We start from the raw sequence: 12,809 nt of genomic DNA on the forward strand, positions 1-12,809 counted from the left end.
GGGGGCTGGACGGCACCTGGTGGCCCCGCTCCCGTGCCCACACCGGTGAGCTGCCACCCAGAGGCGTGGGAGCGGGGCGGGCCTCGGGCCCGCCCCGCACGGTCAGTAGCCGGAGCCCAGCGCCTGCGTCGTGTAGGCGCATTCCGTGTAGATGTACCCGGACCGGAGCTTGGCCGTGTCCGAGGCCGGTGTGGCGGTGCTGTCGCCGTGCGGCTTGTGCACGAAGTACGTGGTGCCGACAGGGAGAGTGAGCGTCCGCTGCGGGTAGTTCTTGCCGGCGTTGCAGGGCTTGAAGCCGATCCTCAGCGTGTCGGCGAGGCCGTACGACCTGCAGCTGCCGCAGCCCTTGAGCGTGAAGCTGCCGGTGACCGGGCCGGTGTAGAGGACGGTGACGTCGTCGGGGCTGTCGTTCTTGACCGTGACGGTGATGCTGCCGCCGGAGGCGGTGGTGGGCAGCTTCTTCCCGGCGGCCGGCAGGGTCTGGGCCACCTCGGCTCCGATGGCGATCTTCTTGGCCCGGTCCCGGTTCCTGCCGTTCTTGTTGTCGGAGACGTACTGCTCCATGGTCTTCTGGGCCGCGTCGAAGTCGCCGTCCTTGTACTGGTCGACGCCGCAGGCGTACTCCCCCGCCTCACCGCTCCTGTCGGCCCGGTCGGCGGACTTCGTCAGACCGTCGGCGGCGCTCCCCGCCGACCCCGAGAGGCTGGTGATCCGGGTGTTCAGGTCGTGCAGCTTCTCGACGGCGGTGCAGGGTGCGTCGCCGTTGACGTCCTTCTCGGCCTTCTTCACCGCCGCGTCCACGGCGGGTTCGACCTTGGTCGCCGACCCGGACTGCGGGAAGGTGGTCAGCAGGTCGTCGAAGCGTGCGACCCAGTCGGCCTGACCCGCCGTCAGACTCGCCCAACCGCACTCGTACAACGAGGTGGCCAGTCGGTCGTCGGGCCACCGGGTGAGCGAGCCGAGTTCCGACTTCGGCATGAAGCGGGGCACCGTACGCAGGTACTTCAGCGGCTCGATCGCGTCGCAGTACTCCTGGTGTCCGTAGGACGCGCCGACCGTGGTGTAGAAGCTCCGCATGCGGTCGGGCACCTGGGCGGCGGCGCGGGAGCCGGAGTGCTCGGCCGCAAGATCCCGGTAGATCTCCAGGGCCGCGCCGTAGTCGCCCCGGGCGGTGGCGAACCTGTGCCGGCCGGCCTTGGTCACCAGATGGTCGGCCTGCTCCAGGCGGTCGAGGAGCGCCTGCTGCACGGCTTCCTCGTGCGCGTCGTCGTACCACACCACGCCGCCTGCCGGTACGGCGAGCAGCAGCACGCCGAGCAGGAGGGCGAGGGGTGCTCGGCCCGGCCAGGTGAGCCGGGTGCGCAGTCCGGCGGTCGCACCGTGGACGGCGGCCGGCAGCAGGACCAGGGCGTAGACGGTGAGCGCGGCCCCCGGGACGCCGTCGGCGTCGGCGGGCAGGGCCACGAGAAGCAGGACGGCGGTTGCCGCCAGGCAGGCGGCCATCAGGACCCATCTTCGCAGGAGTGCGTACCCGAGGCCGAGTCCGCTCAGGTTGAGCACCGCGACGGCGGCCGCCCGCCAGCCGTCCGGCGGCGCGGGCGGCGGAGCCGACGGCATCGGTGGAACGGCGAATCCCTGGTACGGACCGTACGGATCGGACATGCCCGGCTCCCCCCGTCAACTACCCCCGAAATACTGCGGATCGGCAGTGTAGTGCTGGGCCCACGGACCTGACAGAGGGTGCCCGGACATTGGGCCGGCCGGGGCGGAGGACTGGCGATGGCGCGGCAAGGCCCTCCGTCCGCGCCTGCCGCCAGCCGCGCAGGCGGTGGCCCACACGGGAGAAGAACGCTGCGGGTCCGGCGGCCCTGGGCGTCCAGCGGGCCACCGTCGAGGAGGAAGCCGTAGGCGGAGCTGCTGGTGGGGTCGGCGCCGGTGCCCATGTGGGCCGGGCCGAGGATGTTCGCGATCACCAGGTGCTTCTTGAAGGTGTCGAGGTCAGCCCGACCCTCCGGCCCGGAAGGTCACCTGGGCGGACGCGGGGCGGTCCGTTCGCAGCCGGTGCCTCCGGGCAGGAACCAGCCCGCCTGCTTCCGGACGGCCGGGCTCGGGTCCTGAAGCTGCGACCTGTCGAGGGCGGCGCGTGCGCGGGCGTCGGCGTCGTCGGCCATGGCGATCAGCTGCCCCATGGACTCGCCGTCGGCCAGACGGTCCAGAAGCCGGCAGCAGCCCGCGCGGACGGCCGGCTCGTGGTGGCCCAGACCGGCACGGACGGCGGCCACGGCGGCGGAATCGCGGCGCGGCAGCTCACGGTAGGCCGCCACGGCACGCTACGGGTCGCCGAGGCACGAGACGAGGGCTTCGGCGTCGGTCCTGACGAATCCGAGCACGACGTCAGTCTCGGGCCGGGCGAGGGAGCCCGGCGAAGGAGCTTCCCGCCCGTTGCGGTGCCGCGCACCCCGTTGTCCGGGCACCTGGACCCCGGCCACGTGACACTTGAGTGAAGCGACGGACGAGCGGGGCCGGGAGGTGAGGACGGTGATCGCGGTCGATCCGACCGACAGCGCCTCGCTGCTCGCTGCCTTCGGTGCGCTGGGCGTCCTGGTGGTGATCTTCGCCGAGTCGGGTCTGCTGGTCGTCGGCTTCTTCCTGCCGGGTGACACGCTGCTGTTCCCGGCCGGTGTGCTGTGCGCGGCGAGCGGTCAGCACGCGCCGCGCCTGGAGCTGTGGCAGGTGCTGCTGTGCGCGGGCGTCGGCGCCGTGGCGGGCGGCCAGGTGGGCTATGTGCTCGGGCGGCACGGCGGGCGGCCCCTGCTGGCCCGCACCTCTCGGCGGCGGGTGAAGGAGGCCACGGCCCAGGCCGAACGCCTGCTGGCCCGCTACGGATACCGCAAGGCGCTGGTGATCGGCCGCTTCGTCCCGATGCTGCGCTCCGTCCTGCACCCGGCGGCCGGCGCGCTCGGCGTGCCCGTGCGGACGTTCACCGTCTGGCAGACCATCGGCGGCCTGCTGTGGTCCCAGAGCCTGGTGCTCGCCGGATACCTCCTGGGTTCCTCGGTGTCCCACGTCGACGACTTCCTGTTGCCGCTGGTCGCGATCATCGTCGTCGTCTCCCTGCTGCCCCTGCTGGCGGAGGCCCGCCGGACGCGGCGCGAACGGCGGGACCGCTCCGGTCAGACCGGGAGTTGACCGTGGTCAGCCGAGGCCCCAGGCGAGGCCGAGCCGGTGGGCGGCGCACCGGTGGACGTCGAGGACGTACGGCGCCGTGGTCCCGCACCCGGTCGCCGGGTCGACGGGCTGCCCGTGGCAGGGCGACGACGACGGGGGCGTTCGCCGGCAGGTCCGGGGGGCGTGCACGAGCCCGGCACGGCTGCGATATGGGGCCGGACCCCATGGTGCGCTCGGTGCGAGTGGGTACGGCGAGGACACCGCATGTCAGTGAGACGTCACCGGCGCGTCAGCGGGGCCTGGCACCGTAGTTGATGTGAACGGCACGGGAAACCGGAAGCCGGACACGGGGAGAGGTGCCCGGAGTGGTTGATCGGGGACCAGCGAGCACGGCTCGAGGTCGGGCCCCACGGGGCCCACGCAGGTTCGAATCCTGCCCTCTCCGCTCCTCACAAACCCGATGCGCTCCTTGTTTGCCAGATGCGGATGCCGTTCGGACGAGCCAACTGCGCCGACGCCGCGCGGGCGACCGTGGCGGCCGGGCTGACCTGGCGTGATCAGGGCCGTCGTCGGCAGATGCAGCCCCTGGTGGCCCAGCAGGTCGTGCCGGGCCAGCAGGACGGAGGCGAAGACGACGAGACCGAGCCCGCCATTCCTGGCTCGACGTACAGGGCGGCAGGTGCGGCGACGACCACGCCGAGCAGGCATCCCGCGGCGTACCGGGTCGCCGCGGCGACCGTGCGCACCACCGTCGCCTCGACGATGAGCAGTGCTGCCACGGCGCCCACGTAGGGGTGGGGCGTGTGCAGCAGGGTCACGCACACCTGACGACTGCCGGGGCGGGCGCCCGCACCCCGCGCTGCCGGCGGCCCGTCACGCCCTCGCCCGCCTCGGCGGACCCGACCGTGATTCCCCGGTCGGCCGCGAGGAGGACCGCCGTCTCGTCCATCACCTGGACGCGGTCCTGTCCTGCCTGACCACGTCCGTCCCCACCCCGACCCGGCAGCACCGGGTGCTCAGCCCGCTGCGGCCCTCACGGCGACGATGACCTCTCACCCCACGGATCACCCGCACGGCGACCCCGCGCCCACCGACATCACCCGCCGTACCCCGCCCGCCTGGAGCCGCCTGCCCCTCACCCTGACCCCGTCCTGCTCATGGTGGTCGTCGCCCTCACCGACCTGCTCACGCCGAACTGGCTGCACGTCTCGCCGGTGACGGCCGCCGTGCCTGTCCTGGCCGCCGTCCTGCTCCCCGTGTGGGCGACGGCGGCCCTCGCCGGCGCGGCGCTCTCCGTGACGGCGCTGCTGCAGATGGTCGCGGGTCAGCTCGGCCACCCGGACTCGGACGTCGCCCTGGGCACCCTGGCCGTGGCGACGACGCCGCGCTGGTGGCGCTGGAGCGGCTGCCGTGAGAGCGCCTGCGGGCGTCAAGAGCCGAGCCGCCGGCCCTCCTCGATCGCCATCGCGGCGAACGCGATGGTGTCCCGCAGGCGCGCGATCGGCTCGCCCTCGTACGCGGAGCCGGCGGAGCCTTCGCGGATCCGCAGTGCCTCGTGGACGATCGGCTGCCAGCGCTCGTCGAAGGCGGTCAGGGCGTGTCGCCCGGCGCCGGTCTTGGAGGTGAGCCGGTCGGTGGCCAGCAGGTGGTGCAGGCGCGCGATGCCGAGCACGAACCACTCGGTGACCCACTCGCCTCCCTCGGCCGGGCCGTCGAGGACCCACTCCTGTCCTGCGCGGAGTTCGTCGAGTTTCCACGTCCAGTACTCGTCGAGGTTGGCGTGACTGTAATCGCGGAGCGCGCTCTGGTCCGTCCACACGTCGTCCGCTGTCAGCTGCGGGCCGCGTACGGTGACGGCTCGCTGGGCGAGCTCGTGCCAGGTGACCGGGTTGCGGCTGAAGCGACCCGCCGGCCGGAAGTCCCACTCCTGTACGCACGGCACGTCCGGGCAGTCCTTCGGTGAGCCGGCCAGATCCGCGTGCGTGAGGTGCAACCCGTCGAAGTTCGGCCGTGGGTGACGGCTGCTCAGCTCCTGGAAGACCTCGCGGAGCGCGTCCACCGCCTTCTCCGAAGGCCGTTCACTCAGCACCGCCAGGAAGTCGATGTCGCTGCGTCCGGGACGGAAGTCGCCGTACGTGAGCGACCCGTGCAGATGCAGCCCCTGGACCAGCCCGGGTACGGCCTCGTCGGTCAACTGCAGGTAGCTTTCGACCGATTGGCGGACCTCGTCGGGCAGCGACAGTGACGTCATGGCGCCCACGCTAGACGATCGCCACCATCGCCAGCGCTCCCGCGGCCAGTGCGAGGAACAGGCCCGGGAAGGCGATGTTGTGGAGCGCTCGTGCCCGCACGTGGACGGCCAGGGCGCCGATGTAGAAAAGCACCAGGCCGAGACCGGCGGCGACGCCCAGGGGGCGAACGCCCAGCAGCCCCAGCAGGAGACCCGCGGCCCCGGCCGCCTTCAGCAGAGCCAGGGTCGGGAGCCAGGCCGCCGGTACGCCGACCGCGCTGGAGTTGGCGAGTACGAACGGCGCCCTGGCGAGGTCTGCCGCCGCGATGCCGGCGTTGGCCAGGACGGCGAACGCGAGGGCCACCCGTCCGTGTCGGCGCGGTCACCGAACAGCCCGACGACTGGCTGAACGCCATCGCCAACGGCTACGGGATCGCCCTCGCGCCCCAGTCCGCCGCACGGTTCCACGCCCGGCCCGGCGTGGTCCGCCGACCGGTCAGCGGCGTGAGCCCGACCCGGGTGGGCGTCGCGTGGGCCCCCGCCGACGACCGCAATCCGGTCGTACAGGACTTCGTCCGCTGCCACGTCGACCTGGCAGGACCGGCGTGAGCACCGGTCCGGATCGGTAACCGACTCCGGCCTCCCGCACGCTTCGGGCCGGCCCAGCCCGTACCTCGCACGCGGCCTTGTCCCCCGCCCGGCCCAATCCCGGTCCGCCGGAAGGGCGAGCACCCGTGAGGGGTGTGACCGTGGTGGAAGGGATCGGCGGGTGCACCTGTGGCGAGGAGGCGGAATGGCCGGGACGGGCGGCGTGAGTGGCGTGGCGTGTACCGCCGTGGCGGAGGACGACGCGTCCGACGCCTTCGCGCAGGTGAGCGCGGTCGCCGATGCCGTCCTCTACGAGGGCTATCTGCTCTACCCGTACCGCCGTTCCTCTGCCAAGAACCGCGTCCGCTGGCAGTTCGGGGTGCTGTTGCCCCGGGACTGGGTGGAGGCGGACGGGCCCGTCGTCCCGGGCCTCTCCGGTTCCGCGGACTCCTGGTACCAGCAGACCGAGTGCCTGGTGCGCGTGCGGCGGCCCGGAGCGGTCGTACGGGTGCGGATCCGGTACCTGCAGATGCAGCACAAGCAGGTGCAGGAGGCCGGCGCGGACGCGCGGTACCGGCCGGTCGAGTCGCTGCGGACGGACGACGGGACGGTCCATCTCAGCTTCGACGAGGCGGTGCCGCACGTGGTCGGTTTCGAGTGGCCTCTCGCGGATCTGCTGCGGGGCGAGTGCCGCGCCGAGGCCGGGGCGCCACCCGGTGAGCAGACGGAGGCGCTGCCCGGGGGTGCCGGGCGCGTGGTGCGGCGACGCGAACAGGTCCGGGCGCGTACGACGGTCGTGGCCGAGCGGATCACCGAGGACGTGTGCCGGCTGCGGGTGCGCACCGAGAACACCGGGCACGCGCCGGACACCCGGGCCGCCCGGGGCGATGCGCTGCGGCATGCGCTGCTCGCCGCGCACACCCTGCTCGGCGGCGAGGACGTGGAGTTCGTCTCGCTGATCGATCCGCCCGTGGATCTGCTGGACCCGGTGCGTGGCTGCCGTAACGCGTTCACCTTTCCTGTCCTGGGCGGCGAGCCGCAGGAGACGGGAGCGGTCGGTCGGGTCGTCCTGTCCTCCCCGATCATCCTCCCGGACCGTCCGCAGGTGGCGCCGGAGAGCCCGGGCGATCTGCACGACGCGGCGGAGATCGACGAGATCCTGACGCTGCGCACGATGCTCCTGACGGACGAGGAGAAGGCCGAGGCGCGGGCCACCGACCCGCGGGCCGCGCAGATCCTGGACCGTGTCGACAGCATGCCCCAGGAGGTCTTCGCCCGGCTGCACGGGGCCATCCGCTCGCTCACCCCGGTCACGCCCGCCGTCGCCGAAGACCCGGCCGAACGGCCCGCGTGGTGGCAGGAGGGCGCCGACGAGGGGCTGTGCCCGACGACGGACACGGTGCTCGTGGACGGCGTCCCCGTCGGCGGCGGCAGCCGGGTGCGGCTGCGGCCGCGCGGCCGGGGTGCCGACGCCCAGGACATGTTCCTGGCCGGCCGGACCGCGCAGGTGGCGGCGGTCTTCCACGACGTGGACGGCAGCGTGCACCTCGCGGTGACCGTCGACGACGACCCCGCGGCCGAACTGCACGGCTGGTACGGCCGGTTCCACTACTTCCGGCCCGACGAGGTCGAACCGCTCGCAGGCGCGCACGCGCCGGCTCCCGCCGACCCGGTCCACCCACCCCGGCCGCAGTCCCCGCGGCCCCGATGTCCGGCCGACGGGCCGGAGGAGGGACGGCTCGATGGACGCCCCTGACCTGCCGGCACACGCCGCTCACCGACTCCCTGACCGACCGCAGCAAAGGCGGACGACATGACCACCCAGAGCAGTGCCACCCAGGAGCGCGACGCGATCGACGAGATCCACATCCTCTGGATCTCCGAAGGCATGAGCTGCGACGGCGACACCGTCTCCCTCACGGCCGCCGACCAGCCCTCCATCGAGGACGTGGTGCTCGGTCTCATCCCGGGCCTGCCCAAGGTCAACCTGGTCAACAAGGTGCTCTCGCCGAGCCTGGGCGGCGAGGACTTCCTCGCCCCGTACCGGGCGGCGGCGCGCGGCGAGCTGGGCCCGTTCATCCTCGTCATCGAGGGCTCGATCCCGAACCAGAACATCATCGAGGGCGACGGCTACTGGACGTCCTTCGGCAACGACCCGGAGACCGGCCAGCCGCTGCCGCTGAACTGGTGGATCGACCAACTGGCGCCCAAGGCCTGGGCGGTGGTGGCCGCCGGCACCTGTGCCGCCTTCGGCGGCATCCACGCCATGGCCGGCAACCCCACCGGCTGCATGGGCCTCGCGGACTACCTGGGCTGGGAGTTCAAGTCGCAGGCCGGGCTTCCGGTCGTCAACGTGCCCGGCTGTCCCATCCAGCCCGAGAACTTCATGGAGACCCTGATCTGGGTGCTCCAGCACGCGGCCGGTGCCGCTCCCCCGCCCCCGCTGGACCACATGCTGCGTCCGCAGTGGCTGTTCGGCAAGACCGTGCACGAGGGATGCGACCGGGGCTCGTACTACGAGCAGGGCGACTTCGGCCTCGATTACAACTCACCCAAGTGCCTGGTGAAGACGGGCTGTTGGGGCCCCGTGGTCAACTGCAACGTGCCCAAGCGGGGCTGGATGTCCGGGATCGGCGGCTGTCCGAACGTCGGCGGGATCTGCATCGGGTGCACGATGCCCGGCTTCCCGGACGCGTTCATGCCGTTCATGGACGAGCCCCCGGGGGGCACCCTGTCCTCCCTCGTCATCAAGCCCTACGGCGCGGTCATCCGCCGCCTGCGCGGCCTGACCAACGACATGGTGAACCACGAGCCCAAGTGGCGCCACAACAAGCGCAAGCTGACCAGCGGTTACGACCCGCGTTACCGCCCGTGACGCCGTCCACGACGCCACTCGTCCCGCATCCCGCCACCGACCCGCCGAACCCGAACAGCAAGGGGCAGTACCGCAGATGACGACCACCGAGTCCCGGTCCACCAAACGCAAACCCGCGCAGATCGTGGACATGTCCTGGGATCCGATCACGCGGATCATCGGCAACCTGGGCATCTACACGAAGATCGACTTCGCCAACCGGGAAGTCGTGGAATGCCACAGCACCTCGTCGCTGTTCCGCGGCTACTCGGTGTTCATGAAGGGCAAGGACCCGCGCGACGCGGGCTTCATCACCTCGCGTATCTGCGGCATCTGCGGCGACAACCACACCACGTGCTCCAACTACGCCCAGCAGATGGCCTATGGCGTCAAGCCGCCCAAGCTGGCCGAGCACATCACCAACCTCGGCGAAGCGGCCGAGTACATGTTCGACCACACGATCTTCCAGGACAACCTGGTGTTCGTGGACTTCTGCGAGGCGATGGTCAAGGCCACCAACCCCGCGGTGCTGGCCCGCGCCGAGCGCACGAACGCGCCCCGCGGGGACGTCCACGGCTTCCGGACCATCGCCGACATCATGAGGGCCTTCAACCCCTTCGAGGGCGAGGTCTACAAGGAGGCGCTGAAGGTCAGCCGGGTCACCCGGGAGATGTTCTGCCTGATGGAGGGACGGCACGTCCACCCGTCGACGCTGTATCCCGGCGGGGTCGGCACGATGCCGCAGCCCAACACCTTCACCGACTACCTCAGCCGGCTCATGCGCGTCATCGACTTCGTCAAGAAGGCGGTGGCGATGAACGACGACGTCTTCGACTTCTTCTACGAGGCGCTGCCCGGCTACGAGGAGGTCGGCAAGCGCCGCATCCTGCTCGGCTGCTGGGGCGCCTGGCAGAATCCGGACGTCGTCGACTACCGCTACGCGACGATGAACGAGTGGGGCAAGGCGATGTACGTCACCCCCGGCATCGTCGTCGACGGCGAACTGGTCACCAACAACCTGGTCGACATCAACCTCGGCCTGCGGATCATGCTCGGCAGCTCCTTCTACGAGGACTGGGTCAACGAGCAGCCGTTCGTCACCCACGACCCGCTCGGCAACCCCGTCGACATGCGTCACCCGTGGAACCAGACCACCGTGCCGGTGCCGCAGAAGCGGGACTTCGACGGCAAGTACAGCTGGGTGATGAGCCCGCGCTGGCACCACTCGGGGACCGGCGAGCACCTCGCTCTCGACACCGGCGGCGGGCCCCTCGCCCGGCTGTGGACGACCGCGCTGAGCGGCCTGGTCGACACGCCGTACGTCAAGGCCACCGGCAGCAGCGTGCGCATCTCCCTGCCCAAGGGCGAGTCGCTGCCGGAGACCACGCTCGAGTGGCACATCCCGAAGTGGAGCAACACCATCGAGAGGGACCGTGCCCGGCCGTACTTCGTCGCCTACGCCGCCGCCATGGCCCTGCAGTTCCTGGAGGAGGCGATGGGGATGCTCCGCGACGGCGACTCCAAGGTGTACGAGAACTTCGAGGTGCCCGACGAGGCGATCGGCTGCGGTTTCCACGAGGCGGTGCGCGGTGTCCTCTCCCACCACCTGGTGATCCGCGACAGGAAGATCGCCAACTACCACCCGTACCCGCCGACCCCGTGGAACGCCAGCCCGCGCGACATGTACGGCACCCCGGGGCCGTACGAGGACGCGGTCCAGGGCCAGCCGATCTTCGAGGAGAACGGGCCCGACGAATTCAAGGGCGTGGACATCATGCGCACCGTCCGCAGCTTCGACCCGTGTCTGCCCTGCGGGGTGCACATGTACATGGGCAAGGGCAGGACGCTCTCGACGGTGCACTCGCCCACCTACGGGGCCAACCATGGCTGACAGCGCCGTGCGGCTCCCGGACCCGGCGGTGGAGGCGCGGCTCGCCCGGCTCGACGAGGTGCTGGCCGGGCTGGAGTCCGCGCCCGGCCCGGCCGCCCGTGAGGCGCTGGAGTCGGTGACGCTGCTGACCGAGGTCTACGGCGAGGCGCTCGCCCGGGTCCTGGACCAAGCGGACCAGCGGCTGCGCGAGCGCCTGGCCGACGACGAGCTGCTCGGGCACCTGCTGGTGCTGCACTCCCTTCACCCCGAGTCCGCCGAGGCGCGGGCCGCCCGCGCGGTCGAGCGGCTGCGGCCCGCGGTCCGCGAGCGCGGCGGTGACCTGGAGTGGGCCGGTCTCGAGGGACGGGTGGCCCGGGTGCGGGTGAGCACCGGCGGCGGATGCGGTTCCGGCTGCGGCAGCGGGTCGGCGGACGTCGCTCGGGCCGTCCGCGCGGCGGTGCTGGCCGCCGCGCCGGAGCTGGAGGCCGTGGAACCGGTCGCCGAAGAGCGGCGGGCGGCCCCGGCCTTCGTACCCCTGACGACGCTGACGCGCCGGACCGCGCCGCAGCCGCAGGAGTCACGGTGATCACCGACGGGGCGCTGGCCCGCGTCATCCGCTCGGCGGCCGGCCGCACGGCGACCGCCGAGGCGGAGGCGTGCGAGCTCTGCGCCGCCCCGGTGGCCGACGCGCACCCCCACCTGTACGACACAGAGGCCGCGGAGGTGCGGTGCGTGTGCGGCCCGTGTTCGGTGCTGTTCGCCGAGGACGGGGCGGGCGAGGGGCACTACCGGCTCGTGCCCCGGCGTCGGCTGCGGCTGCCGCCGGTCGACACGGCGGTGCTGGGCGTGCCGGTGGGCCTGGTGTTCTTCGTGCCGCGCTCCGACGGCACGGTCACCGCGCAGGGGCCGAGCCCGGCCGGGGCCATGCGGTGGGAGGTGGACGCGGCGGCCTGGCAGCGGCTGACCGCCACGTTTCCACAGCTCGCTTCCATGGCACCCGAGGTGGAGGCACTGCTGGTGAACACCGTGCGGGGCCTCGACGAGCACTGGATCGTGCCGGTCGACGACTGCTTCCGGATGGTCGCCCTCGTCCGCCGCGAGTGGCGGGGCCTGTCCGGTGGCGACGGGGTCTGGCCGGCCGTGGAGCGGTTCTTCGCGGAGCTCACCGAGCGTTCGTGAGGACCTGGAAGGAGAACAGACATGGGCAGCATCAGAGTGGGCCGCCCCCAGGCGAGGCCCGACACGCCCAGCCATGTGCCGGGCCTGCACCAGGGCAACCGGGGCCCCTACGAGCACCAGAGCGGACACCACCAGGACGGCACCGCCGACGCGCGCCGCTCCACCGGGATCCACTGGAAGCGGCATGACGCCCTGCTGGACGCCATGCCGAACATCTCACCGGGATGAGAGAGCAGGGAGTGAGCGTGAACAAACGCTGCCGAACGAAGAGAGCGAGGTCGGCGATGTCCGGACGTCAGGTGCTGCTCGCCCAGGCCGCTCTGGTGGGCGGCCTGGCACTGGCCCTGTTCCTGAAGGAGCTGCCCGGCGTGGTGCGCGAGCTGCGGATCTACCGGATGACCGGTGGGGTCCGCGCGAACCGCCGCTACCCCTGAACCGGCCGTGCACGAGTTGTCGATCGCGACGGCGATCGTGGAGCAGGCCGAGGAGATCGCCCGGGCGGACGGCGCCGACGACGTCTCGTCGGTGACCGTCCGGGTCGGCGAGCTGGCCGGTGTGGTGCCGGACGCGCTGCACTTCGCGTTCGAGGTGGCCCGCGACGGCACGGCCCTCGCCGCGGCCCGGCTCGTGGTCGAGCAGGTGACGGCGCGGGCCTGGTGCGGCGGATGCGCGGAGGAGTTCGCGGTGGGCATGCCGCCGTTCTTCTGGTGCCCGCGCTGCGACCGGCCCTCGCAGGACCTGCGCAGTGGCAGGGAACTGGAGATCACGGGCGTCGAGGCGGCCGCGGCCCGGCCCTGACGGCGGTCGACCCCGCCGGAGCTCGGGTGATGCCCCTGCGGGCGTCCCTGGTCGACCGGCACGGCCCGCGCCGCGCCCTGCTCCCGATGGCCACCCTCTACGGCACCTTCCTGTGCGCTCTG

The 12,809-nt window shown here is 72.1% G+C and carries 15 protein-coding genes and 3 pseudogenes; 12 read left to right on the forward strand and 6 right to left on the reverse strand.

Translation table 11 applies throughout. The annotated features are described in order from the left end of the window. Positions 1 to 102: 102 nt before the first annotated feature. The 3 genes and pseudogenes from ACWC5O_RS44255 to ACWC5O_RS44265 all read right to left on the reverse strand — a co-directional run bounded on the left by ACWC5O_RS44255 (position 103) and on the right by ACWC5O_RS44265 (position 2,324). Positions 103 to 1,662 (reverse strand): hypothetical protein, encoded by a 1,560-nt coding sequence (locus ACWC5O_RS44255; RefSeq protein ID WP_450781281.1) that lies wholly within the window; start codon positions 1,660 to 1,662, stop codon positions 103 to 105. A gap of 188 nt (positions 1,663 to 1,850) precedes the next feature. Further along, positions 1,851 to 2,021 (reverse strand): annotated as a pseudogene (locus tag ACWC5O_RS44260) (sugar phosphate isomerase/epimerase); the annotation flags it as partial. A 3-nt stretch (positions 2,022 to 2,024) separates the two neighbouring features. Next, the gene (locus ACWC5O_RS44265; RefSeq protein ID WP_450591593.1) at positions 2,025 to 2,324 is read right to left on the reverse strand and encodes a hypothetical protein; all 300 of its coding nucleotides are present in this window, start codon (positions 2,322 to 2,324) and stop codon (positions 2,025 to 2,027) included. A 214-nt stretch (positions 2,325 to 2,538) separates the two neighbouring features. On the opposite strand from ACWC5O_RS44265, the gene ACWC5O_RS44270 reads away from it, so the two are divergent. The 3 genes and pseudogenes from ACWC5O_RS44270 to ACWC5O_RS44280 all read left to right on the forward strand — a co-directional run bounded on the left by ACWC5O_RS44270 (position 2,539) and on the right by ACWC5O_RS44280 (position 3,960). Beyond that, positions 2,539 to 3,189: a DedA family protein gene (locus tag ACWC5O_RS44270; protein WP_450591595.1), complete on the forward strand. Its 651-nt coding sequence runs from the start codon at positions 2,539 to 2,541 to the stop codon at positions 3,187 to 3,189. A gap of 329 nt (positions 3,190 to 3,518) precedes the next feature. Beyond that, a pseudogene (locus tag ACWC5O_RS44275) lies at positions 3,519 to 3,613 on the forward strand. A 41-nt stretch (positions 3,614 to 3,654) separates the two neighbouring features. Then, positions 3,655 to 3,960: a hypothetical protein gene (locus tag ACWC5O_RS44280; protein ID WP_450591597.1), complete on the forward strand. Its 306-nt coding sequence runs from the start codon at positions 3,655 to 3,657 to the stop codon at positions 3,958 to 3,960. A 22-nt stretch (positions 3,961 to 3,982) separates the two neighbouring features. On the opposite strand, the gene ACWC5O_RS44285 is transcribed toward ACWC5O_RS44280, so the two are convergent. From ACWC5O_RS44285 to ACWC5O_RS44295, 3 genes are all read right to left on the reverse strand, one after another. Then, positions 3,983 to 4,117, reverse strand: coding sequence for a hypothetical protein (locus tag ACWC5O_RS44285; protein WP_450591599.1), 135 nt, complete (start codon positions 4,115 to 4,117; stop codon positions 3,983 to 3,985). 480 nt (positions 4,118 to 4,597) lie between these two features. Then, a complete protein-coding gene (locus ACWC5O_RS44290; protein ID WP_450591601.1) occupies positions 4,598 to 5,419 on the reverse strand; it encodes a nucleotidyltransferase domain-containing protein in 822 nt (273 codons plus the stop codon). Between the two features lie 10 nt (positions 5,420 to 5,429). Continuing rightward, on the reverse strand, positions 5,430 to 5,762 hold the full coding sequence (locus ACWC5O_RS44295; protein WP_450591602.1) for a DoxX family protein: 333 nt from the start codon (positions 5,760 to 5,762) through the stop codon (positions 5,430 to 5,432). Between ACWC5O_RS44295 and ACWC5O_RS44300 the strand changes: the two are divergent. The 9 genes and pseudogenes from ACWC5O_RS44300 to hypA all read left to right on the forward strand — a co-directional run. Further along, positions 5,753 to 6,007: pseudogene (locus ACWC5O_RS44300) on the forward strand (LysR family transcriptional regulator substrate-binding protein); the annotation flags it as partial. The gene ACWC5O_RS44295 and the pseudogene ACWC5O_RS44300 sit on opposite strands and share 10 nt — an antisense overlap. A 184-nt stretch (positions 6,008 to 6,191) precedes the next feature. Then, positions 6,192 to 7,742 carry a hypothetical protein gene (locus ACWC5O_RS44305; protein ID WP_450591603.1) on the forward strand — a complete coding sequence of 517 codons (1,551 nt, stop codon included), beginning with the start codon at positions 6,192 to 6,194 and terminating at the stop codon, positions 7,740 to 7,742. Between the two features lie 57 nt (positions 7,743 to 7,799). Continuing rightward, entirely contained in the window at positions 7,800 to 8,861 is a 1,062-nt protein-coding gene (locus tag ACWC5O_RS44310) for an NADH-quinone oxidoreductase subunit B family protein (RefSeq protein ID WP_450591604.1), read from the forward strand. A gap of 76 nt (positions 8,862 to 8,937) precedes the next feature. Continuing rightward, positions 8,938 to 10,731, forward strand: a complete 1,794-nt coding sequence (locus tag ACWC5O_RS44315; RefSeq protein ID WP_450591606.1) for a nickel-dependent hydrogenase large subunit — start codon at positions 8,938 to 8,940, stop codon at positions 10,729 to 10,731. Then, positions 10,724 to 11,296 (forward strand): NifU family protein, encoded by a 573-nt coding sequence (locus ACWC5O_RS44320; RefSeq protein WP_450591607.1) that lies wholly within the window; start codon positions 10,724 to 10,726, stop codon positions 11,294 to 11,296. The genes ACWC5O_RS44315 and ACWC5O_RS44320 overlap by 8 nt, the downstream gene beginning before the upstream one ends. Continuing rightward, the gene (locus ACWC5O_RS44325; protein WP_450591608.1) at positions 11,293 to 11,889 is read left to right on the forward strand and encodes a DUF5947 family protein; all 597 of its coding nucleotides are present in this window, start codon (positions 11,293 to 11,295) and stop codon (positions 11,887 to 11,889) included. The genes ACWC5O_RS44320 and ACWC5O_RS44325 overlap by 4 nt, the downstream gene beginning before the upstream one ends. 21 nt (positions 11,890 to 11,910) lie before the next feature. Beyond that, positions 11,911 to 12,117 (forward strand): hypothetical protein, encoded by a 207-nt coding sequence (locus ACWC5O_RS44330; protein WP_450591609.1) that lies wholly within the window; start codon positions 11,911 to 11,913, stop codon positions 12,115 to 12,117. A 56-nt stretch (positions 12,118 to 12,173) separates the two neighbouring features. Continuing rightward, positions 12,174 to 12,323, forward strand: a complete 150-nt coding sequence (locus ACWC5O_RS44335) for a hypothetical protein (protein ID WP_386578740.1) — start codon at positions 12,174 to 12,176, stop codon at positions 12,321 to 12,323. A gap of 7 nt (positions 12,324 to 12,330) precedes the next feature. Then, positions 12,331 to 12,687 (forward strand): hydrogenase maturation nickel metallochaperone HypA, encoded by a 357-nt coding sequence (gene hypA, locus ACWC5O_RS44340; RefSeq protein ID WP_386578741.1) that lies wholly within the window; start codon positions 12,331 to 12,333, stop codon positions 12,685 to 12,687. Positions 12,688 to 12,809: the final 122 nt, after the last annotated feature.

The sequence above is a fragment of the Streptomyces sp. NPDC001450 genome (assembly GCF_053597295.1).